At 70.8% G+C, this 19,855-nt stretch carries 24 protein-coding genes; 11 read left to right on the plus strand and 13 right to left on the minus strand.

From position 1 onward, the window contains the following. Window positions 1-53: 53 nt before the first annotated feature. A complete protein-coding gene (locus CLV68_RS04220) occupies window positions 54-1,007 on the minus strand; it encodes an alpha/beta hydrolase (RefSeq protein WP_170224065.1) in 954 nt (317 codons plus the stop codon). An 85-nt stretch (window positions 1,008-1,092) separates the two neighbouring features. Here CLV68_RS04220 and CLV68_RS04225 point away from each other — a divergent pair, with 85 nt between their 5' ends. Beyond that, window positions 1,093-2,496 (plus strand): FAD-binding oxidoreductase, encoded by a 1,404-nt coding sequence (locus tag CLV68_RS04225; protein WP_425454815.1) that lies wholly within the window; start codon window positions 1,093-1,095, stop codon window positions 2,494-2,496. A gap of 138 nt (window positions 2,497-2,634) precedes the next feature. Then, window positions 2,635-3,231 carry a hypothetical protein gene (locus tag CLV68_RS04230; protein WP_121389248.1) on the plus strand — a complete coding sequence of 199 codons (597 nt, stop codon included), beginning with the start codon at window positions 2,635-2,637 and terminating at the stop codon, window positions 3,229-3,231. Between the two features lie 4 nt (window positions 3,232-3,235). Here CLV68_RS04230 and CLV68_RS04235 read toward each other — a convergent pair whose 3' ends face one another. The 4 genes from CLV68_RS04235 to CLV68_RS04250 form a co-directional block, all read right to left on the minus strand. Continuing rightward, entirely contained in the window at window positions 3,236-3,904 is a 669-nt protein-coding gene (locus CLV68_RS04235) for a DedA family protein (protein ID WP_121389249.1), read from the minus strand. A 106-nt stretch (window positions 3,905-4,010) separates the two neighbouring features. Continuing rightward, window positions 4,011-4,229, minus strand: coding sequence for a hypothetical protein (locus tag CLV68_RS04240; RefSeq protein ID WP_121389250.1), 219 nt, complete (start codon window positions 4,227-4,229; stop codon window positions 4,011-4,013). Between the two features lie 9 nt (window positions 4,230-4,238). Next, window positions 4,239-5,378 carry an N-acetylglucosamine-6-phosphate deacetylase gene (nagA, locus tag CLV68_RS04245; RefSeq protein WP_121389251.1) on the minus strand — a complete coding sequence of 380 codons (1,140 nt, stop codon included), beginning with the start codon at window positions 5,376-5,378 and terminating at the stop codon, window positions 4,239-4,241. 101 nt (window positions 5,379-5,479) lie between these two features. Beyond that, a complete protein-coding gene (locus tag CLV68_RS04250; protein WP_092781936.1) occupies window positions 5,480-6,094 on the minus strand; it encodes a SigE family RNA polymerase sigma factor in 615 nt (204 codons plus the stop codon). A 66-nt stretch (window positions 6,095-6,160) separates the two neighbouring features. Here CLV68_RS04250 and CLV68_RS04255 point away from each other — a divergent pair, with 66 nt between their 5' ends. Then, the gene (locus CLV68_RS04255) at window positions 6,161-6,448 is read left to right on the plus strand and encodes a YciI family protein (protein ID WP_121389252.1); all 288 of its coding nucleotides are present in this window, start codon (window positions 6,161-6,163) and stop codon (window positions 6,446-6,448) included. Window positions 6,449-6,461: 13 nt separating this feature from the next. On the opposite strand, the gene CLV68_RS04260 is transcribed toward CLV68_RS04255, so the two are convergent. Both CLV68_RS04260 and CLV68_RS04265 read right to left on the minus strand, forming a co-directional pair. Further along, on the minus strand, window positions 6,462-6,926 hold the full coding sequence (locus CLV68_RS04260) for a pyridoxamine 5'-phosphate oxidase family protein (protein WP_121390956.1): 465 nt from the start codon (window positions 6,924-6,926) through the stop codon (window positions 6,462-6,464). A gap of 21 nt (window positions 6,927-6,947) precedes the next feature. Further along, entirely contained in the window at window positions 6,948-7,871 is a 924-nt protein-coding gene (locus CLV68_RS04265) for a short-chain dehydrogenase/reductase (RefSeq protein WP_121389253.1), read from the minus strand. A gap of 291 nt (window positions 7,872-8,162) precedes the next feature. On the opposite strand from CLV68_RS04265, the gene CLV68_RS04270 reads away from it, so the two are divergent. Then, a complete protein-coding gene (locus CLV68_RS04270; protein ID WP_121389254.1) occupies window positions 8,163-8,396 on the plus strand; it encodes a hypothetical protein in 234 nt (77 codons plus the stop codon). A gap of 184 nt (window positions 8,397-8,580) precedes the next feature. Here CLV68_RS04270 and CLV68_RS04275 read toward each other — a convergent pair whose 3' ends face one another. Next, a complete protein-coding gene (locus tag CLV68_RS04275; RefSeq protein ID WP_121389255.1) occupies window positions 8,581-9,519 on the minus strand; it encodes an aldo/keto reductase in 939 nt (312 codons plus the stop codon). Window positions 9,520-9,563: 44 nt separating this feature from the next. After that, window positions 9,564-9,848 (minus strand): DUF427 domain-containing protein, encoded by a 285-nt coding sequence (locus CLV68_RS04280; RefSeq protein WP_121389256.1) that lies wholly within the window; start codon window positions 9,846-9,848, stop codon window positions 9,564-9,566. 83 nt (window positions 9,849-9,931) lie between these two features. Between CLV68_RS04280 and fbaA the strand changes: the two genes are divergently transcribed. Then, a complete protein-coding gene (gene fbaA, locus CLV68_RS04285) occupies window positions 9,932-10,966 on the plus strand; it encodes a class II fructose-bisphosphate aldolase (RefSeq protein WP_121389257.1) in 1,035 nt (344 codons plus the stop codon). Between the two features lie 50 nt (window positions 10,967-11,016). Here fbaA and CLV68_RS04290 read toward each other — a convergent pair whose 3' ends face one another. Next, the gene (locus CLV68_RS04290) at window positions 11,017-12,153 is read right to left on the minus strand and encodes a hypothetical protein (protein ID WP_121389258.1); all 1,137 of its coding nucleotides are present in this window, start codon (window positions 12,151-12,153) and stop codon (window positions 11,017-11,019) included. 104 nt (window positions 12,154-12,257) lie between these two features. Here CLV68_RS04290 and CLV68_RS04295 point away from each other — a divergent pair, with 104 nt between their 5' ends. Beyond that, a complete protein-coding gene (locus CLV68_RS04295) occupies window positions 12,258-12,668 on the plus strand; it encodes a DUF3151 domain-containing protein (protein ID WP_121389259.1) in 411 nt (136 codons plus the stop codon). Here CLV68_RS04295 and CLV68_RS33665 read toward each other — a convergent pair. The 3 genes from CLV68_RS33665 to CLV68_RS04305 all read right to left on the minus strand — a co-directional run bounded on the left by CLV68_RS33665 (window position 12,665) and on the right by CLV68_RS04305 (window position 14,406). Then, window positions 12,665-12,841, minus strand: a complete 177-nt coding sequence (locus tag CLV68_RS33665) for a hypothetical protein (protein WP_170224067.1) — start codon at window positions 12,839-12,841, stop codon at window positions 12,665-12,667. The two genes, CLV68_RS04295 and CLV68_RS33665, sit on opposite strands and share 4 nt — an antisense overlap. Window positions 12,842-12,887: 46 nt before the next feature. Further along, on the minus strand, window positions 12,888-13,514 hold the full coding sequence (locus CLV68_RS04300; RefSeq protein ID WP_121389260.1) for an HNH endonuclease family protein: 627 nt from the start codon (window positions 13,512-13,514) through the stop codon (window positions 12,888-12,890). A gap of 214 nt (window positions 13,515-13,728) precedes the next feature. Further along, on the minus strand, window positions 13,729-14,406 hold the full coding sequence (locus CLV68_RS04305; protein WP_121389261.1) for a hypothetical protein: 678 nt from the start codon (window positions 14,404-14,406) through the stop codon (window positions 13,729-13,731). A gap of 101 nt (window positions 14,407-14,507) precedes the next feature. Between CLV68_RS04305 and CLV68_RS04310 the strand changes: the two genes are divergently transcribed. The 5 genes from CLV68_RS04310 to CLV68_RS04335 all read left to right on the plus strand — a co-directional run bounded on the left by CLV68_RS04310 (window position 14,508) and on the right by CLV68_RS04335 (window position 19,747). Continuing rightward, complete coding sequence (locus CLV68_RS04310; protein ID WP_121389262.1) at window positions 14,508-15,794, plus strand: adenylosuccinate synthase; 1,287 nt, start codon at window positions 14,508-14,510, stop codon at window positions 15,792-15,794. 432 nt (window positions 15,795-16,226) lie between these two features. After that, the gene (locus tag CLV68_RS04320; protein WP_425454816.1) at window positions 16,227-17,051 is read left to right on the plus strand and encodes an ABC transporter permease; all 825 of its coding nucleotides are present in this window, start codon (window positions 16,227-16,229) and stop codon (window positions 17,049-17,051) included. Beyond that, the gene (locus CLV68_RS04325; RefSeq protein WP_121389263.1) at window positions 17,036-17,557 is read left to right on the plus strand and encodes an ATP-binding cassette domain-containing protein; all 522 of its coding nucleotides are present in this window, start codon (window positions 17,036-17,038) and stop codon (window positions 17,555-17,557) included. Before CLV68_RS04320 ends, CLV68_RS04325 begins: the two co-directional genes overlap by 16 nt. Beyond that, a complete protein-coding gene (locus CLV68_RS04330; protein ID WP_121389264.1) occupies window positions 17,544-18,605 on the plus strand; it encodes an ABC transporter substrate-binding protein in 1,062 nt (353 codons plus the stop codon). The genes CLV68_RS04325 and CLV68_RS04330 overlap by 14 nt, the downstream gene beginning before the upstream one ends. Further along, window positions 18,602-19,747, plus strand: a complete 1,146-nt coding sequence (locus tag CLV68_RS04335; RefSeq protein ID WP_121389265.1) for an LLM class flavin-dependent oxidoreductase — start codon at window positions 18,602-18,604, stop codon at window positions 19,745-19,747. Before CLV68_RS04330 ends, CLV68_RS04335 begins: the two co-directional genes overlap by 4 nt. Window positions 19,748-19,855 lie beyond the last annotated feature (108 nt).

Below are 19,855 nucleotides of genomic sequence, written 5' to 3' on the forward strand. Positions count from 1 at the left end.
CACAACTGGTTGCGGTGGCCAAGCATGTTCCTGCTCGGCCCGAGGTGCAACTCTCAGGCGGCGAGGGTCCTGACCAGGGCCCCGCGCAGGAACTCGCCCGCCTGCCGCAGCGCCACCCGGCCCTCCGGGACGATCGGGTAGAACGCCGGGAACACGTGCACCTGGCCCGGCCACACCCGCAGGTCGCAGTGGGCGCCCGCCGACGCCATCGCGTCGGCGAGGCGGCGCGCGTCGGCTAAGAGGCACTCCGCGTCCCCCACGTGCACCAGCGTCGGCGGCCAGCGCCGCATCGACCCCCGCAGCACGTCCAACCGCGGGTGGTCGACACCCAGGTCGCCCGCGTAGATCGCGGCGACCTCGCGCGCGCGGTCCGGCGGGATGTACGGGTCGCGGCACAGCGCGTCCTGCTCGTCGAGCCGCGCGCAGGTCAGGTCCAGGAACGGGGAGAGCAGCACGACCGCGCCGGGCATCGCCGCGCGTTCCCTGGTCAGCGCCGCGAGCAGGCCCGCGGTCAGGTGCCCACCCGCGGAGTCGCCAGCCAGCACGATCCGGTCCGCCGAGTAGCCCTGGTCGAGCAGCCAGTGGAACGCGGCGAGCGCGTCGTCGGCCGCGGCGGGGTACGGGTGCTCCGGGGCGCGCCGGTAGTCCAGCAGCAGCACCGGCAGGCCGCTGGTCTGCGACAACGCCGCCGCGATGTGCCGGTGGCTGCGCAGCGACCCGAGCACGAACCCGCCGCCGTGCAGGTACAGCACCACCCCGGCCCGCTCATCGGCGTCCCGCGCGGTCAGCATCAGCCCGGTCACGTCGCCGTAGCCGTGCGGCTCGGACACCGCGCGGACCCGGGTGCCCCTGGGCAGCGGGGTCAGGCCGATGGTGTCGAATGCCTCCCGCACCACCCGCAGTTGGCCGCCCCGCAGGCGCAGCCGCTCGGCGACCGGGCGCGCGCAGGTGCGCAGGTACCGCGCCAGCGCCCTGGCCTGCACACTCGGCCCCGGTAGCTCGGCCATCCCACACCCCCGACCCGGCATCGACAGTGACACCCAACACATCAACTGTAGGTCAGCGGTAGGACGATCGCCTACGGTTGCCGATGTGCACGCCTCGGTGACATCCACGGAGTTGCTTGCCCGGCTCCGGTCGGTCCTCGACCACGACGGGGTGATCACCGACGCCGACGTGCTGCCCGGCTACGAGCGGGACATGATGCCGCTCGCCCCCTTCGGCACACCGCTGGCGGTGGTGCTGCCCAGGACGACCGAGCAGGTCCAGGCCGTGGTCCGGGCGTGCGCCGAGCACGGTGTGCCGATCGTCCCGCGTGGCGCTGGCAGCGGGCTCTCCGGCGCGGCCAACGCCATCGAGGGCTGCGTCGTGCTGGTGATGACCCGGATGAACGCGATCCTGGAGATCGACCCGGACAACCGGCTCGCGGTCGTCGAGCCCGGCGTGGTCAACCTCGACCTGCGCGCCGCGGTCGAGCAGCACGGCCTGTTCTACCCACCAGACCCGTCGAGCTACGACTGGTGCACCATCGGCGGCAACGTGTCCACAAACGCGGGCGGCCTGTGCTGCGTGAAGTACGGGGTCACCACCGACTCCGTGCTCGGCCTGCGGGTGGTCCTCGCCGACGGCGAGGTCCTCGACACCGGCCGCCGCACGGTCAAGGGCGTCGCGGGCTACGACCTGACCAAGCTGTTCGTCGGCAGCGAGGGCACCCTCGGCGTGATCACCCGGGCCACCCTCGCGCTGCGCCCGCTGCCGCAAGCCCCCGGCACCCTGGTCGCGGCCTTCGACACCACCTCGGCCGCGGGCACCGCGGTCACCCGGGTCGTGCGGGCGGGGATCGTCCCGTCGCTGATGGAGATCATGGACGCCACCTCCATCGCCGCCGTCGAAGCGCACCTCAAGACCGAGCTCGGCTCGGGCCGGGGCAGCGCGGCCCTGCTGATCTGCCAGTCCGACGCCGGTGGCGACGCGGCGGCGCAGGAGCTGTCGGCCATCGAGCGGATCTGCCTCGACGCGGGCGCCACCCTCGCGCACACCACCGTCGACCTGGCCGAGGGCGCGCTGCTGCTGACCGCGCGGCGGGCCGTGCTCACCGCGCTGGAGACCTACGGCGCCTGGCTCACCGACGACGTCTGCGTGCCGCGCACCAGGATCACCGACCTGATCGCGGGCTGCGAGCGGATCAGCGCCGAGGTCGACCTGCGCATCGCCGTCGTCGGCCACGCAGGCGACGGCAACATGCACCCCACGATCGTCTACGACCCCGCCTCGGCCGACGAGTTCGCCCGCGCCGAGCGCGCCTTCGCCGACATCCTCGACCTCGGCCTGCGCCTGGGCGGCACCATCACCGGCGAGCACGGCGTCGGCAAGATCAAGCGCGAGTGGCTCGCCCGCGAGATCGGCCCGGTGGCCTTGCGCGCGCACCGCGCCATCAAGGCCGCGCTCGACCCGGGGAACCTGTTCAACCCCGGCTCGATGTTCGACTTGGGCTGAAGGGCTGACGACGGCCCGATGACGCCCTGCGCGGCGGCCGCTCTCACTACAGTTGTCCGGACCTCGGCGTCTCACCTCGGGGGGCGGGTGACCGAGTTCGACCACGGCCCGGACAACGAGAAGTGACGGTTCGACACGATGGACCAACCCCAGCACGCCACTGCCACCGAGGTGTGCCGACGCCTCTCCGGCAGGCTCACCGACGACGTCGTCAGCGTCGTCCAGTCCCAGTTCTTCGCAGGCGAGGAGGAGATGGCGCGCTCCTCGCTGCTGCTGAACCTGCAGTACGAGGGGGTCGGCATCACCGAGGAGGAGGCCGACCTGATCCGCCGCCTGCTCGACGACCCCCACGACCCGGAGCTGGCCGAGGTGGCCGTGGTGGCGACCGCGCCGCCACCCGCCTACCAGTTCAGCCCCACCGGACCAGCCGACGCACCGGACCCCACCGGCGCCGACCGGGTCATCGCGGGTGAGGCCGCGGGCACCGGAGGGCGCGGGGTGCGCCGGGTGTGGCGCGAGCCGCTGCCCGACGCCGCGAACCCGGCGACCTGGGTGTACCTGGTGCAGGTGCCACCCGGCGCGGACGAGCTGCGGGCGCACAACGCGATCAGCTCGCGGCTGTGGGTGTCCCGGCAGGAGAAGTGGCCGATCGAGGTGGTCCAGGAGGGCAGGCCGCTGCCGCCTTACCAGGCCGCTGCGGTGACCGCCGCCCAGCACGTGTGGGCGGCGGTGTAAGCCGCTAGTTGCTCGGGCCCGCTGCGTGCTTCCGTTCGCGGCGGGCCTTGAGCACCTCGAAGATGATCGGCAGCACCGAGATCAGCACGATGAGGACCAGCATCGCCTCGAGGTTGTCGTGGATGAACTGGATCTGGCCGAGGAAGTAGCCGAGCACGGTCAGGCCCGTCGCCCAGATCACGCCGCCGATGGCCGAGTAGGTGAAGAACTTGCGCTGGTCCATCCGGCCGACACCGGCGACGGCGGTGATGAAGGTGCGCACGACCGGCACGAACCTGGCGAGCACGATGGCCCGCGGGCCGTACTTCTCGAAGAACACGTGCGTCTTGGCCACGTGCTCCTGCTTGAACAGCTTGGAGTCCGGCTTGTTGAACAGCGCGGGACCCACCTTGTAGCCGATGTAGTAGCCGACCACGTTGCCGAGGAACGCGCAGGCGGTGAGCAGCACGCAGATCAGCCACAGCGGGGTCGGGATCTTGTCGATCGCCACGAACAGGCCCGCGGTGAACAGCAGCGAGTCGCCGGGCAGGAAGAAGCCGAGCAGCAGCCCGCACTCGGCGAAGATGATCAGGCAGAGCACCGGCAGCAGGTACGGACCGAGGCTCGTGAGGATGACCTCCGGGCTCAGCCAGTCCGGTAGCAGTGCCTGGTTCACGGGGAGGTCTGCGCGCACTCGGACAAGGTACAGGGCAGGTCTTTGAGCAGGCTGTGCCGGGTTTGTCCTGGCAGGGCCGCCGATCACGCACAGTGTCGTTCGCGGGATCGGCGGTACCGGTGGGTCAGCGCAGCAGGGTGAGGAAACCGACCAGCGACCCCGCGGCGAGCCCGAGCAGCAGCGCGAGCCCCAGCACCCACCACGCCCGGGGCGGCAGGTCCTGCTCGGCCCGGGCGGCGGCGAAGATCTCGGTGTCGTCGTCCACCACGTCGGCCATCGGCGTCCTGGCCGCCTGCGCGCGCAGCGCGTCGGTGAGCAGGCGTTCCGGGTCGGCCGCGGTCATGCCGCGACGTTAACCCACCCAGGAGCCCCTGCGCATGACCGAGTCGACGTGCAGTCCCGCGTTGAGCACGACCAGGTCGGCGGACATGCCCTTGGCGAGCTTGCCGGTGGTGTCGGCCAGGCCGAGCAGCGCCGCCGGGCGGGTCGACGTCGCGGCGACGGCCTCGGGGACCGACAGGCCGCAGCCCTGCACGAGGTTGCGGAAAGCGACGTCCATGGTGAGCGTGCTGCCCGCCAGCGAGGTCCCCCCGGCCAGCGTGGGCACGCCGTCCTTGACCACGACCTCCAGGCCGCCGATGTCGTAGGACCCGTCGCCGACGCCCGCCGCGGCGATGGCGTCGGTGACCAGCACGGTCCGGCCGAGGCCGGCGTGCTTGGCGGCCAGCCGCACGATGGTGGGGCTCAGGTGCACCAGGTCGCAGATCAGCTCGACGGTCACCCGCTCGTCGTCGAGCAGCGCCCCGATCGGGCCGGGTTCGCGGTGGTGCAGCGGGCGCATGCCGTTGAACAGGTGGGTGGCGACGGTGGCCCCGGCGTCGACCGCGGGCATGACCTGGGCCTCGGTGGCGTCGGTGTGCCCGATCGCCGCGATCGAGCCCGCGTCGAGGAGTTGGCGGACCGCGTTGACGGAGTTCTCCAACTCGGGGGCGAGGGTGACCATCCGGACCGCGCCCCGGCCCGCGCGCAGCAGGGTCGCCACCGAGTCGGTGTCCGGTGCGCGCAGGATGTTCGGGTCGTGCGCGCCGCAGCGGGCCGCGGACAGGAACGGGCCCTCCAGGTGCACGCCTGCCAGCAGCCCGTCCTCGACCAGCTCGCGCAGCGCGCAGATCTGCTCGACCAGCTCGTCCACCGGGCGGGAGACCAGGCTGGCCAGCAGCGTGGTGGTGCCCCTGCGGGCGTGCGTGTCGACCGCGACCCTGGCCCTGGCCGGGTCGGTGCTCATGAACGGCTCGCCGCCGCCGCCGTGGCAGTGGATGTCGACGAAACCGGGGACCACCCAGGCGCCGTCCGCCTCGACCGTCTCGTCGGCGCGCGGACGCTCACCGCTGCCGAGGGCGGAGATGTAGCCGTCTTCGACCAGCAGCCAGCCGTCGTCCACCACGCCTTCCGCGGTGACGAGTCTGCCTCCTGCGATGAGCCGTCCTGCCATTTGATGGTCCTCCGAGCGTCCGTGCACGCGACAGTGCACAGTGGCAGTGTATTGGTCTATACCGCAATGGTCTAAACCAACTTCGCCCAGTAGGAGTACGCCTACGGCGTGTTCATGATCTTCTGCAGCGCCTCCAACGCCCGGCTGGCGGTCGACTTCACGGTGCCCTTGGAGATACCGGCCGCCTCGGCGATCTCCGCCTCGGTGAGGTTCCCGTAGTAGCGCAGCACCAGGACCTCGCGCTGCCGCGGCGGCAACTGGGACAGCGCCCGCACGACGCTCTGGTGCTCCGCGGTCAGCATCGCAAGGCTCTCCGCCGACCGCGCGTTGACCGCGTGCGGCGGGGTGTACTCGCGCGCCGTCTTGCGCCTGCGCAGCACGCTGCGCGAACCGTTGACCACCGCCGTGCGCAGGTACCCCACCGCGGCGGCCGAGTCGCGCAGGCCGCCCCAGTTGCGGTGCAGCCCGGTGAACGCCTCCTGCACCACGTCCTCGGCCGTCGCGGGCTCGTCGACCAGCAGCAACGCCAGCCGGATCAACCGCATCCGGTGCGTGCGGTACAGGTCCTCCAGCGTCAGCGGGGCGTCCGGCCGCGGTGGCGGCGTGCCCTTGGTGTCGATCGCCCGCAGCCGCGTCAGGGTCTGTTCGACCGTCTGCTCCGCGCCGCCTTGCCCCGTCGACTGCGGGGCACCTGCCTGGTTGTCTTCCCCTGCCACGGGCTGACCTTACCGGGCCGAGACCCGCGGGCACACCGTCCGACCTGCGCTTGCGATGATGGCGCCATGACCTGGTTCACCGTGGACACCCGCTACGCCGACGACGCCGCCCGGCTCAACGCCGCCCGCCCGGCCCACCGCGACTACCTGCGGTCGATGGTCGAGTCCGGGCAGGTGCTGGCGGCGGGACCGTGGGCCGACGGCACCGGCGGGTTCGTGGTGCTGCGCGCCGCCGACCGCGCTGAGCTGGACGAACTGCTCGCCGTCGACCCGTACACGCTCCAGGGGGTGGCCGAGTCGCGGGTCATCCGGGAGTGGAACATCGTGCTCGGGACGCCCGCCGCGCTCGACTAGCTAGCTCGACTAGCTAGTAGGTGCCGCCGAGCTTGCGGTGGTCCCAGGACGTCACGTGGGTCGGGGTGAACCGCAGCCCCACCCGCTTGGTGGCCTGGGTCCGGATGAACTGGCCCGCCGCGACCGCGACCTCCGGGTTCCCGGCGTACCGCTCGGTGATGGCGCCGCCGATCCGCACGACCCCGTCGGCCTCGGTGATCACCTCGACGTCGCACTCCATGAGCACGCCGCGCAGCTCCTCATAGGACTCGCCCGCCTCCACGAGCACGCTCGCCTGGGCGAGCCTGCGCAGGTTGGCGACCTTCTGCGAACTCTCGTAGGTCCACGCCACCAGCGCGCCGCCCTCGGGCACGAACCACAGCGGCACGACGTGCGGCCGGTTGTTGCGCCCGATCGTCGCCACGTTCGCGGTCCGCTGCCCGTCGAGGAACTCGGCGATCTCGGCCGGGGTCATCTTGATCTGCTCGCGCCTGGACACGGCGGCCACTCTGCCGGCTGACTACCTGGCCCGGACCGCCGCCGCGCCGCCAGCGCCGACCGGCCGCGAAGAGACCTCCGCCCCGCGCGCGGCGATGTCGGCCAGCGCCGCCTTGTCCGCCTTGGCGACCATGTTGCCGGTGAGCCGCCCGCCGATCTCGATGATCGGCGGCAGGAACGCGCGGAACAGCTTCAGCAGACCGACCCAGCCGGGCACGTGCACGGTCCTGTCCCGGCGCAGCACCCCGGCCTCCAGCGCGTCCAGCGCCACCGACACCGGGTAGGTCTTGCCGATCGGACCGGGCATGCCCGCGCGCAGCGGGCCGAAGACCGGGTGCTCGTCGGCGCCGCTGACCAGGTCGGTCGCGATCCAGCTCGGGTGCGCGACGCCGACCTTGACGCCCAGGTGGCGCACCTCGGCGCGCAGGCTGTTGGTGAACGCCTCCACCCCGGCCTTGGCGGCGGCGTAGGCGGCCATCGCCGGTGCGTGCGCGATCGCGGCCATCGACGACACCACCAGCACGTAGCCCTTGCGCTCGATGACGTGCGGCAGGGTCACCCGGACGGTGCGCCAGACCCCCAGCAGGTCGACCTCGATCGTGCGCTCGAAGGCGACCGGGTCGATCGACCGGACGAACCCGGCCGCGGCGATGCCCGCGTTGGCGATGACGATGTCGATCCCGCCGAAGCGCTCCACGGTGCCCTTGGCCGCCGCCTCCAGCGCGACCCAGTCGGTCACGTCGGCCTCGAACACCGCGGCGTTGGGCCCGCAGTCGGCCGCGACCTTGGCTAGCTCCTCCGGTTCCAGCCCGACCAGGGCGACCTTGGCCCCCGCAGCGGCGAACCGGCGGGCAAGACCGGCGCCGAAGCCCCGGGCGGCGCCGGTGATCAGGATGACCTTCCCCGCGACGCTCTGCGCGCGGGCAAACAGGTTCGTCACGCCCATGGGTGCCTCCAAGACCGAGTTCCGGCAGCGACCGTACCGCAACCTACCCAGAGTAAGCTACCGCGAGTAACAGGTATTTCGCCATGCCGGTAACCCCCGACCGGGGTCCGTCGATGTGATGGTCGATGCGCTGAGAGTGAGCGGCCGACTCACCTGCCAAGCCGGGGACGATGCCGGGCGGGGACGAGGGGGCGGGTGGCGGGAGGAGTGTTACCAGTGTCGGTGGAGTTGGTCGTCACTGCGCTATTGGCCGGTGCAGCGGCTAGTACGTCGACCACTACGACTGCGGCTGTGGACGCCTACGCCGCGCTGACCGCCGAGATCAGACGGGTGCTGCGCCGCCGCGAGGAGGACTTCGTGGTCGACGCGGAGGTCGCTGAGGATGTGCATGTGCCCGAACAGCGCGCAGACCTGACCGCCACCCTGACGGCAACGGGCGCGGGCGACGACCCGGAGGTCCTCACCCGCGCCCGCCACTTGCTCGTAGTACTCGGATACCGCTCGATGCTCGAAGTCTCCGACTGAGCTGGTCAGGCCCGGGCGGGTCAGCTCGATGCGGCGAACTTGTTTTGCGCGGGGCCCCTGCACCCTCCTGGGAAGAGCACAAAGGCGGGGCCTGAAGAGACGGCCCTCCCCCGCGCGGCGAGCTTACGGAGGGTGCCACCCCGCGCAAAACAAGTCCGCCCCATCGAGCAGGCGTCTCGACCTGTCAGGCGTCGGCTGCTGCGGTCAGCTTGTCGACCTCGTCAGAACCGAGCCTCAGGTCCACCGAGGCGATCAGGTCGGTCAGTTGCTCCGGTGTGCGGGCGCTCGCGATCGGCGCCACCACGTTCGGCTGGGCCGTCAGCCACGCCAGCGCGACCGCCGCCACCGAGGTCTCGTGCGCTGCGGCGACCTCGTCCAGCGCAGCGAGGACCCGGCGGCCGCGGTCGTCGAGGTAGGCCGAGGCCGCACCCGCGCGCGGGCTGTCGACCGCGGAGCCGCCGTCGCGGTACTTGCCGGTGAGGAAGCCGCGTGCCAGCGACCAGTACGGCAGGACGGCCAGGTCCTCCTTGGCGGCCAGGGCGGCGTACTCGGTCTCGTAGCCCGCGCGCTCGATCAGGCTGTAGTGCGGCTGCACCGCCACGTACCGCGCCAGGCCCTCGCGGTCGGAGATCGCCAGCGACTCCTCGATCCGCGCCGCGGAGAGGTTCGACGCGGCGATGTGGCGGACCTTGCCCTCGCGCACGAGCGCGTCGAACGCGGTCAGGGTCTCCTCGATCGGAGTGCTCTCGTCGTCGTAGTGCGAGTAGTACAGGTCGATGTGGTCGGTGCCAAGCCGCTTGAGGGAGCCTTCCGCGGCGGCCTTGATGTTCGCCGCGGAAAGCCCTTTAAAGCCCTCAAGTGCCGACAGCTTCGTCGCCACCACGAACTCGTCGCGCCTACCCCGGGAGGTGAGCCACTCGCCGATGATGGTCTCCGACTCGCCGCCGGAGTTGCCTGACGCCCACTGCGAGTACATGTCGGCGGTGTCGACGAAGTTGCCGCCCGCCGCCGCGTAAGCGTCCAGGACGGCGAACGACGCCGCCTTGTCCGCGGTCCACCCGAACACGTTCGTGCCCAGGTTGAGCGGGTAGACCTCGAGTTCCGTGGTGCCGATTCGCGTCATGCGGCGAACCTACCCCGATTCGGTTCGCCGGTCAGCGAACTATCTCAGCCGGTGATCTCGACGCCCTTCCAGAACGCCACCCGGCCCTTGATCTGCGCCGCCTCCGGCTTCGGCTCGGCGTAGTACCAGACCGCGTCCGGGTTGTCCGCACCGTTGACGTGCAACGTGTAGTAGTTGGCGGTTCCCTTCCAACCGCACTCGGTTGTGGTCTCCGAAGGGCGCAGGAAGTGCTGGTGCACCGACTCGACGGGGAAGTAGTGGTTGTCTTCGACGACGACGGTGTCATCGCTCTCGGCGATGACCTCGCCGTTCCAGGTAGCCGTGGCCATGGCACCAGTCTGCCCAACACGGGAGGGCCCCGCTGCTCGTAGGATGCGCCAGAACGGCGCAGGCCACCCCGAGGAGGAGCACGATGCCCATCGCCACACCCGAGGTCTACGCGGAGATGCTGGACCGGGCCAAGGCGAACGAGTTCGCTTACCCCGCCATCAACGTGACCTCGTCGGAGACGCTGAACGCCGCGCTGCGCGGGTTCGCCGAGGCCGAGAGTGACGGGATCATCCAGGTCTCGACCGGCGGCGCCGAGTTCGCCTCCGGCACCAAGGTCAAGGACATGGTCACCGGCGCGGTGGCGCTCGCCGAGTTCGCGCACGTGGTCGCGGCCAAGTACCCGGTCAACGTCGCGCTGCACACCGACCACTGCCCCAAGGACAAGCTCGACGGGTTCGTCCGCCCGCTGATCGCCATCAGCCAGGAGCGGGTCGACAAGGGCGAGAACCCGCTGTTCCAGTCGCACATGTGGGACGGCTCCGCGGTGCCGCTCGAGGAGAACCTGCAGATCGCCGCCGAGCTGCTGGAGAAGGCGGCTGCGGCGCGGATCGTGCTGGAGATCGAGGTCGGCGTGGTCGGCGGCGAGGAGGACGGCGTCGCCAACGAGATCAACGACAAGCTCTACACCTCGGCCGAGGACTACCTCAAGACCGTCGACGCGCTCGGTGTCGGCGAGAAGGGGCGCTACCTGCTCGCGGCGACCTTCGGCAACGTGCACGGCGTGTACAAGCCGGGCAACGTGAAGCTGCGCCCGGAGATCCTCAAGCAGGGCCAGGACGTCGTCGCGCAGAAGCTCGGCCTCGGCGCCGACGCCAAGCCGTTCGACCTGGTCTTCCACGGCGGCTCCGGCTCGCTGCTCGAGGAGATCCACGAGGCGCTGACCTACGGCGTCATCAAGATGAACATCGACACCGACACCCAGTACGCCTTCACCCGGCCGATCGCGGCGCACATGTTCGCCAACTACGACGGTGTGCTCAAGATCGACGGCGAGGTGGGCAACAAGAAGGTCTACGACCCGCGCAGCTACCTCAAGGCAGCGGAGCAGGCGATGGCCGCGCGCATCACGCAGGCGTGCGAGCACCTCAAGTCGGCGGGCCGCATGATCGCGGGCTGACCCTCGGCGAAAGGCCCTCTCCTCGTTCCAGGAGAGGGCCTTCTTGCGTTCTAAGCCTGTTGGCGCAGCCTCTGTGCGATAGGGCGGCCTGCCGCCCACAGCACGGCGACGCCTACGAGCGCGATCGGCGCCGACCACCAGGCCGTCGGAGGGGCGGCCAGGAGTTGCTCTTGCGCGTACAGGGCGCCGTAGCCGAGTGCGGTAACCGCGACAGCACCGGCGGCAGCTTCACCTAGGTGCGGTAGGCCAAAGCGGCGGACGAGGTCGATGCCGAGGCCCACGAACACCAAGTAGAACGGCACCGCGGAAGGCGGGAAGTCTGCCGCGACCAACATCGGCCAGATCACCGCGCGGTAGGCGACATAAGCGCCCGCGACAGCGGTAGCCGCCCACGTCTTACCGATCGTCTTCGCCGCGACCGCCAGCACCAACGCCGCGACACCGATGCCCCACAACGGGTAGACCCACGAGGGGATCGGCAACGCGAAATGCTCGATGGCCGTGTAGTCCACCGGTCGACCGAGCTGCTGCGCGGCGAACTCGAGCAACTCCCGCTCGGCGTAACACCTGCTCGGGTCCAACACCCCGTTGGGCGTGCAGGAGGCCATCTCCAGCGAGCCGTACTCCTGCTGCCCGTTCGGGAACAGCGTGTTCTCCAGGAAGAACACCCACAGCGTGCCCAGCACCAGCGTCCACCCCGCGCCGCGCGGACCGCCTGCGAACCAGCCGTCGATGAGACCGGCGATCATCAGCGCGGTGCCCAGGTAGAGCAACGCGTGCGACGGGCTCCACGCGGTCAGGTCCAGGCCGTTGATCCGGTGGTTGATCACGTCGAGCGGCGCGGCGATCAGGAACACCGCCAGCCCGGCCTGCACCACCCGCTGCGCCCGCCTGGTGGTGGCCATCCCGGTGAAGGTGTGGATGGCCACCAGCACCACCGCGATCCCGGTGCCGACGCTGTTGATCAGGTGCGGCGGGGCCAGGTCGTCGCGCAGGAACTTGAAGTGCCACGACTCGTCCCAAGAGGACCCGAGCAGCTTGAACAGCAGCGCCAGCAGCCAGGTGCGGTACGCGAAGTGCCACACCCACTCCGGCGTCTCGCGCCCGGCGGCGCCCCTGGTCCAGTGCAACCGGAAGAACGCCTTGAACTGCGCGACCGGTCCGCCGATCTCCACACCCTGTCTCACCGGGCCATGATGACCCCGGTTGGCCACCCGAGGTAGTCCGGGTGTCCGATCCGGCCGCGGGTAGTCACCCGATCACGCACCGTCCGGTACGGCAGGATGGCGGCATGCACGGAAACCTCCTCGGCCCAGAGCCGACGCTGCTGCCCGACCGCGCCGAGCCCCAGGCCGCGCTCGACGGCGGCACCTCCCCGGTCGAGGTCGCCACCCGCTGGCCGGACTTCAGCGAGGCGTGGGCCACCCTCGCCGAGGGCGCGCTCGCCGCCGGTGAGCCGATCGCCGCCTACGCCTACGCCCGCACCGGCTACCACCGCGGTCTGGACCAACTGCGCCGCTCCGGCTGGAAGGGCTTCGGCCCGGTGCCGTGGTCGCACCGCCCCAACCAGGGCTTCCTGCGCGCCCTCGCCGCCCTCGCCCTCGCCGCCAGGGAGATCGACGACACCGAGGAGTACGAGCGCTGCTCCACCTTCCTCGCCGACTCCGACGCGGCGGCCCCCGCAGCGCTCGGCCTGGTCTAGCCGCACTCGGTCGGGGCGTCGTCCAGGCTCCCCGACCGGCACTCCGGGTCGGTGATCAGCGGAACCAGCACCCCGCGCTTGGCGGGCTCGCACGCCATCGAGAAGCTGTAGTCGGCGGCGAACGCGTCCCCCCAAGGGATCAACGGTGCCGAACCGGCAACTTTAGTGATCACCCAGGCCGGGAGACGGGTGGGGCAGGGGCGCCCCACCCGTCGTGGCTCAGCAGCGGTCGAGCATGCCCAGCAGCGCCGACTTCTCCGCGGAGTTCACGCTCAGGCTGTAGCTGTACTTCACGCGGGTCCACATCTTCGCGTAGGTGCACCAGTAGCCGGTCGTCGGCGGCTTCCAGCTCTCCGGGCTCTTGTCGCCCTTGGCCTGGTTGACGTTGTCGGTCACCGCGATCAGCTGCGGGCGGCTCAGGTCGTTGGCGAACTGCTGGCGCTGGCTGGTCGACCAGCCCGAGGCGCCGGAACGCCAGGCGGCGGCCAGCGGCACGACGTGGTCGATGTCCACATCGGACGCCGCGGACCAGGTGGCGCCGTCGTACGGGCTGAACCAGCTGCCCGAGGTCGCCTGGCACGAGGAGTTGGTGACCACGCCGCTGCCGTCGCGCTTGAGGACGGTCTCGCGGGTGTCGCAGGCGCCCGAGATGGTCACCCAGTGCGGGAACTTGTCGCGCGAGTAGCCGGTCATCGAGCCGTCCGCGCGGACGGTCAGCGCGGCCAGTTCGGCGCGGGCGGTCGCCTCGCTCGGGATACCCGGTGGGGTGGCGCCCGCCGGGGTGGCGAGGGCGAACACGGCGATCAGCGCGGCGAGCAAGGCGGCAACGCGGGTCTTCGTCGACATCGTTTCCTCCGGTCGGCAGGGGGAGGGCCGTCCCTCACCGTGGTGCGACGAGATGGCCCGCGTCACACCCGTGGGTGACAGCACGAGGACGGACAGTGAAAGAGCTGGGTCGGGCCCGGTGCTGGGGGCAGGGGGCACTGCCCCCAGTAGCCCTCGTGATCGCTACGGGGTGGCACCGGGACTGCACGCTGAGTCAACAGCAGTGCACGCTGGGTCACACGACGCCGCGCGCCACCCGCAGGTCCTCGGTGTGCCGGTACCAGGTCCACTTGGCGACGTCCTTGGTCACGCCGTCGCGGGTCAGCAGGGTGCGCACGCAGCCGATCTGGAACGCCCGGCCGGTCAGCGCGGTCACCTTCTTGCCGAACCAGCCGGTCACGACCCGCGCCACCAGGCCGGTGCCGCCGTCCGGGTCCGGGGTCACCTCGATCCGCTTCGCCCGGCCGCGCAGGGCCACCGCGTCGTCGCAATAGGCCACACCCTGCGGCTGGTCGATCACCCCGAGGCCGACCAGCACCCCACCCGCGTCGTCGCGGATCAGCGGGAACGGGTCGATCTCCCCGCCGAGCGCGACCTCGACCAGCGCGGCCGGGTCCCGGGGCAACCCCCACAGGTCCGGGATCGCGGACGCGCCGGGGTCGACCGGCACGTACCCGATCGGGGTGTCGGCCAGCCGGTCGAGGCGCATCACCCGCTGCACCACCGCGGCCAGGTCGGCGTCGGTGCCCACGACCACGACCCGACCCCCGCCGGTGGCCTTGAGCAGCGGGTCCACCTCCGCCCGGCCGGGTGTCGCCGCCACCGGCCGCCAGCTGATCCCGTCACGCTCGGTGAGCGCGGGCGGGCGGGCGGTGTCGGCCGCGTTTCCGCAGGCCAGCACGAGTGCGCTCACTGCTGTCTCCTGGTCTAGTCTCAGTCACCGGCATTCGCCCGAGGCAGCACGGGTACGGGTGTCCAAGGGTTTCTCCACACTGCCAACACCTGGAGTTTCACATGCCGGCAATCGTGCTGATCGGCGCCCAATGGGGCGACGAGGGCAAGGGCAAGGCGACCGACCTGCTCGGCGACCGCGTTCAGTGGATCGTGCGGTACCAGGGCGGGAACAACGCGGGACACACCGTGGTGCTGCCCGACGGTCAGAAGTTCGCGCTGCACCTGATCCCCTCGGGCATCCTGAGCCCCGGCGTCACCAACGTCATCGGCAACGGCGTCGTCGTCGACCCCGGCGTCCTGCTCACCGAGCTGTCCGGCCTCGACGAGCGCGGCGTGGACACCTCGCGCCTGCTGATCTCCGCCGACGCGCACCTGATCATGCCCTACCACGTGGCCATCGATAAGGTCACCGAGCGCTACCTGGGCAAGGCCAAGATCGGCACCACCGGCCGCGGCATCGGCCCCGCCTACCAGGACAAGGTCGCCAGGGTCGGCGTCCGGGTGCAGGACGTGCTCGACGAGAAGATCCTGCGGCAGAAGGTCGAGGCCGCGCTGGACGTCAAGAACCAGATGCTTGTCAAGATCTACAACCGCAAGGCGCTCGACGCCAACCAGGTCGTCGACGAGGTGCTCGCCTCGGCGGAGAAGTTCGGCCACCGCATCGCCGACACCCGCCTGCTGCTCAACCAGGCCCTCGAACGCGGCGAGACGGTGCTGCTGGAGGGCTCCCAGGGCACCCTGCTCGACGTCGACCACGGCACCTACCCGTTCGTGACCTCGTCCAACCCGACCTCCGGCGGCGCGTGCGCTGGCTCGGGCATCGGCCCCACCCGGATCACCGGCGTCATCGGCATCCTCAAGGCGTACACCACGCGCGTGGGCTCCGGCCCGTTCCCGACCGAGCTGACCGACGACATGGGCGAGCGCCTGCGCAAGGTCGGCGGCGAGATCGGCGTCACCACCAAGCGCCTGCGCCGCACCGGCTGGTTCGACGCCGTGATCGCCCGCTACGCCGCCCGCGTCAACGGCATCACCGACTACTTCCTCACCAAGCTCGACGTCCTCTCCGGCCTGGACACGGTCCCGATCTGCGTCGGCTACGAGGTCGACGGCCGCCGCGTCGACGACATGCCGATGACCCAGACCGACGTCCACCACGCCATCCCGGTCTACGAGGAACTCCCCGGCTGGTGGGAGGACATCACCCACTGCCGCACCTACGAGGAACTGCCCGCCAACGCCCGCGCCTACGTGGAACGCCTCGAATCCCTCTCCGGCGCCCGGATCTCCGCCATCGGCGTAGGCCCTGGCCGGGACCAGACCATCGTGCGCCACGACATGGCCTGATCGACCCCAGGCCCCCGGATCAACGACGCTCCGGGGGCCGACCCGGGCCTCCTGTTCTCCGCGCGCAGTTCTCTGCTTTCCGCCCACCGGCCGCCGCGCAAGCCGCCGCCGGGATGAATCGGCCCTTCATTTCGCGCTGAAACCACATCGGCGCCCTCGGCACTCGTCCGACCTCGCAGAATTCGGCGGTTTCCGCACCATTCGCGATGCTGGTTTCCAGGATTCGGGACGCCCCGTCCGAGCGTTGACTTCGCCCGCGCGCGCTCCAAGACTCAGGACCATGAACGGCGGCGAACCCCTGGTGTACCGCCTGCACGTCGACCTGCGGCGGCAGGCCAGCGCCATCTGTCCGGCCTGACGTCCCGCCTCGGCCGTCAGCGGCCGGCCTCCTGCGCGCGCGGCGCGCGGTCCCCACCCCACCGGGAGACACCCGTGTCCGTCTCGACCCTGGGCGCCCCCGCGCGTGCGGAATCGGCCCCGGAATCATTATCCGTCAAGAAGTCCCGCCGAAGAGTGCCGGATCTGCGCCGGTGGATCAGCCCGTTGGCGATCGTCGCGCTGTGGCAGATCGCGTGTGAGACCGGTGTTCTGCCGCCGGACAAGTTGAGTTCGCCGTGGACGGTGTTGCAGGCCGGGATCGAGTTGGCGGGCACCGGTGAGCTCGGTGACGCGTTCGTCGTGTCGACGACCAGGGTCGGCATCGGGTTCGGCATCGGTGCGCTGATCGGGATCGTGCTCGGCATCGTTGCCGGGCTGTCCCGCTGGGGCAACTACCTGGTCGACCCGCCGGTGCAGATGCTGCGGACGTTGCCGTTCCTCGGGCTGATCCCGCTGTTCATCCTCTGGTTCGGCATCGGCGAGGAGCCGAAGATCGCGCTGGTCGCCCTCGGCGTCGCGTTCCCGTTGTACCTCAACGTGCACTCGGGCATCCGCAACGTCGACGACCACCTGGTCGAGGCGACGACCGCGCTCGGTTTCACCCGCACCGAGCGGCTCGTGCACGTCGTGCTGCCCGCCGCGCTGCCCAACACCCTGGTCGGCCTGCGCCAGTCCCTCGGCGTCGCCTGGTTGTCGCTGATCGTCGGCGAGCAGGTCAACGCCAGCAGCGGCCTCGGCTACCTGATCAACAACGCCCGTGAGTTCCTGCGCACCGACGTCATCGTCGTCGGCTTGGTCGTCTACGCCGCCCTCGGGCTGGTGACGGACGCGATCGTGCGCCTGGTCGAGAGGAGGGCACTGCGGTGGCGAGCAGCCTGACCGTCGAGGTTCGCGGTCTGACCAAGGAGTTCGGCGACCGCGCGGTCCTCCGCGAGCTCGACCTCGACATCGCGCCGGGCGAGTTCGTCGCACTGTTGGGCCTCAAGGCGCTGGACGAGGTGCGGCTGGCCGATCACGCCGAAGCGTGGCCGCGCACCCTCTCCGGCGGTGAGGCGCAACGGGTGTCGCTCGCCCGCGCCCTTGTCCGCGAACCCGAGTTGTTGCTGCTCGACGAGCCCTTCGGCGCACTGGACGCGTTGACCAGGATGGCGATGCACCGCCTGGTGGAGACGTTGTGGCAGCAGCACAAACCGGCCGTCCTGCTCGTCACGCACGACGTCGACGAGGCACTCCTGCTGGCCGACCGCGTCCTCGTCCTCGACGAGGGCCGTATCGCCAGTGAATACATCTTGGGCCACCCGAGGCCGAGAGAGCTATCCGACCACATTGACGTCCGCGCACAGGTGTTGCGCGATCTGGGAGTGAACGAACGTGCGACTGCGTAACCTGATCCCCTTCGCTGTAGCGGCGTTGGCTTTAACGGCGTGCGGTAGCTCCGACACCCCCAGCGCGGCGGTACCTGAGTCCGTCAGCGCTGCCGACCTCGCCAAGGTCACCCTCAAGGTCGGCGACCAGAAGGGCGGCCAGAAGTCGTACCTAGAGGCGGCAGGTCTGCTCAAGGACCTCCCCTACAAGATCGAGTGGTCGACCTTTACCAGTGGCCCACCGCTGCTAGAGGCCGCTTCCGCGGGCGCGATCGACATCGGCTCCGTCGGCAACACCCCGCCCCTGTTCGCCGCTGCCGCCAACGCCAAGATCGCGGTCGTGTCCGCGCAGAAGGGCGACGTCTCCAGCGACGCCCTCCTCGTGCCCGAGGACTCGCCGCTGCGCAGCATCGAGGACCTGCGCGGCAAGACCATCGGCGTCGCCAAGGGCAGCTCCGCGCACGGCCTGATCCTCACCGTGCTGAACGCGGCCAAGCTGACCCCCGCCGACGTCACGCTCAGCTTCCTGCAGCCCTCGGACGCGTTCGCCGCGTTCACCCAGAAGAAGCTCGACGCGTGGTCGATCTGGGACCCGTACACCACCCAGGCGCTCCGCGACACCAAGGCGCGCGTGCTCATCGACGGCACCGGCACATCCGGCGGCGGTAAGCCTAACACCGAAGCAGGCCCGGATTCCCTCGCCAGCGGCTACGGCTTCCTCGTCGCTGGTAAGGCTGCCTTGGCCGATGCGGGTAAGAACGCCGCCCTGCGCGACTACGTGGTCCGCTACGCCAAGGCCCTCAACTACGCCAAGACTCACGTCGAGGAGCGCGCCACCGCCTGGTCCAAGGAGACCGGCCTCAAGCCCGAGGTAGCGCTAGAGGCCGCGCAGCGAGGTCTCGACCGGCCGATCAAGCTCGACGACACTGTGATCGCGGACGAGCAGAAGCTGGCGGACGCGTTCGTGGCCGCCAAGGTCCTGCCGACCAAGTTCACCTTCGCCGATTTCGTCGACAACCGCTACGCAGCCGACGTGGCCGCGGTCGCTGAGTCTGGAGCCCAGAAATGAGCGTCACCCTGCACTGGTTCCTCCCCACCTCGGGCGACGGCCGCAACGTGGTGGAGCGGTTCCACGCCGAGCGCGCCGAGAGCTCCGCCCGCCGCGCACCCGACATCGACTACCTGGCCCAGGTCGCGCGGGCCGCCGAACAGCTCGGCTTCACCGGCGTGCTGACCCCCACCGGCACCTTCTGCGAGGACGCCTGGCTGATCACCGCCGCGCTCATCCGGGAGACCAGGACGCTGAAGTTCCTGGTCGCGTTCCGGCCCGGGGTCATCTCGCCGACCCTGGCCGCCCAGATGGCCTCGACCTACCAGCGGGTCTCCGGCGGCAGGCTGCTGCTCAACGTGGTCACCGGCGGCGACTCCGTCGAGCAGGAGCGCTTCGGCGACTTCCACGACCACGACAGCCGCTACGCCCGCACCGACGAGTTCCTCACCGTCGTGCGCGGCGCCTGGTCCGGCGAGCCGTTCTCCTTCGACGGCGACCACATCACGGTCGTCGGCGCGACCACCGTCGCCGCGCCGGACCCGATCCCGTCCGTCTACTTCGGCGGGTCGTCGGACGCGGCCATCCCGGTGGCCGCCAAGCACGCCGACGTCTACCTGACCTGGGGCGAGCCGCCCGCGCAGGTCGCCGAGAAGATCGCCGAGGTCCGCGCGCAGGCCGAGGCGCTCGGCCGCACACCCCGCTTCGGCATCCGCCTGCACACCATCTCCCGAGACACCTCCGAGGCCGCCTGGGCCGAGGCGCAGCGGCTGCTCGACGCGCTCGACCCGACCCAGGTCGCCGAGGCGCAGGCGCAGCTGGCCAAGAGCCAGTCGGTCGGCCAGCAGCGGATGCTGGAGCTGCACAAGGGCGCGCTGGACAAGGGGGTGCGCGGCCTGGAGGTGTACCCGAACCTGTGGGCGGGCATCGGCCTGGTCCGCGGCGGCGCGGGCACGGCGCTGGTGGGCAGCCACACCGAGGTCGCCGACCTGATCGAGGAGTACCACGGCATCGGGATCACCGAGTTCGTCCTCTCCGGGTACCCCCACCTGGAGGAGGCGTACTGGTTCGGCGAGGGCGTGCGACCCGAGTTGGCCAGGCGCGGCCTGCTGGCAGGGCAGGAGATCGCGCCCGCGTCAACGCTCCGGGTCGCCGCGTCCTAGTCGCCTAGGGCCGACCGGGACCGCGGTCGGCCCTAGGCGCGGTCCCCGAATTGGTGCCGTCTGGGACCTTCCGGCCGGACACGTTGGACCTACCGCGCCGTCGAACCC

The organism is Actinokineospora cianjurensis, assembly GCF_003663795.1.
In the GTDB taxonomy this organism is placed as follows: Bacteria; Actinomycetota; Actinomycetes; order Mycobacteriales; family Pseudonocardiaceae; genus Actinokineospora; species Actinokineospora terrae.

Coding starts and splice junctions, on each gene's coding strand:
- nagA (WP_121389251.1), bottom strand. CDS start 5,378: ATGGCAGGACGGCTCATCGCAGGAGGCAGACTCGTCACCGCGGAAGGC.
- CLV68_RS04255 (WP_121389252.1), top strand. CDS start 6,161: ATGACCTGGTTCACCGTGGACACCCGCTACGCCGACGACGCCGCCCGG.
- CLV68_RS04265 (WP_121389253.1), bottom strand. CDS start 7,871: ATGGGCGTGACGAACCTGTTTGCCCGCGCGCAGAGCGTCGCGGGGAAG.
- CLV68_RS04220 (WP_170224065.1), bottom strand. CDS start 1,007: ATGGCCGAGCTACCGGGGCCGAGTGTGCAGGCCAGGGCGCTGGCGCGG.
- CLV68_RS04275 (WP_121389255.1), bottom strand. CDS start 9,519: ATGACGCGAATCGGCACCACGGAACTCGAGGTCTACCCGCTCAACCTG.
- fbaA (WP_121389257.1), top strand. CDS start 9,932: ATGCCCATCGCCACACCCGAGGTCTACGCGGAGATGCTGGACCGGGCC.
- CLV68_RS04335 (WP_121389265.1), top strand. CDS start 18,602: ATGAGCGTCACCCTGCACTGGTTCCTCCCCACCTCGGGCGACGGCCGC.
- CLV68_RS04230 (WP_121389248.1), top strand. CDS start 2,635: ATGGACCAACCCCAGCACGCCACTGCCACCGAGGTGTGCCGACGCCTC.
- CLV68_RS04240 (WP_121389250.1), bottom strand. CDS start 4,229: ATGACCGCGGCCGACCCGGAACGCCTGCTCACCGACGCGCTGCGCGCG.
- CLV68_RS04280 (WP_121389256.1), bottom strand. CDS start 9,848: ATGGCCACGGCTACCTGGAACGGCGAGGTCATCGCCGAGAGCGATGAC.
- CLV68_RS04310 (WP_121389262.1), top strand. CDS start 14,508: ATGCCGGCAATCGTGCTGATCGGCGCCCAATGGGGCGACGAGGGCAAG.
- CLV68_RS04295 (WP_121389259.1), top strand. CDS start 12,258: ATGCACGGAAACCTCCTCGGCCCAGAGCCGACGCTGCTGCCCGACCGC.
- CLV68_RS04300 (WP_121389260.1), bottom strand. CDS start 13,514: ATGTCGACGAAGACCCGCGTTGCCGCCTTGCTCGCCGCGCTGATCGCC.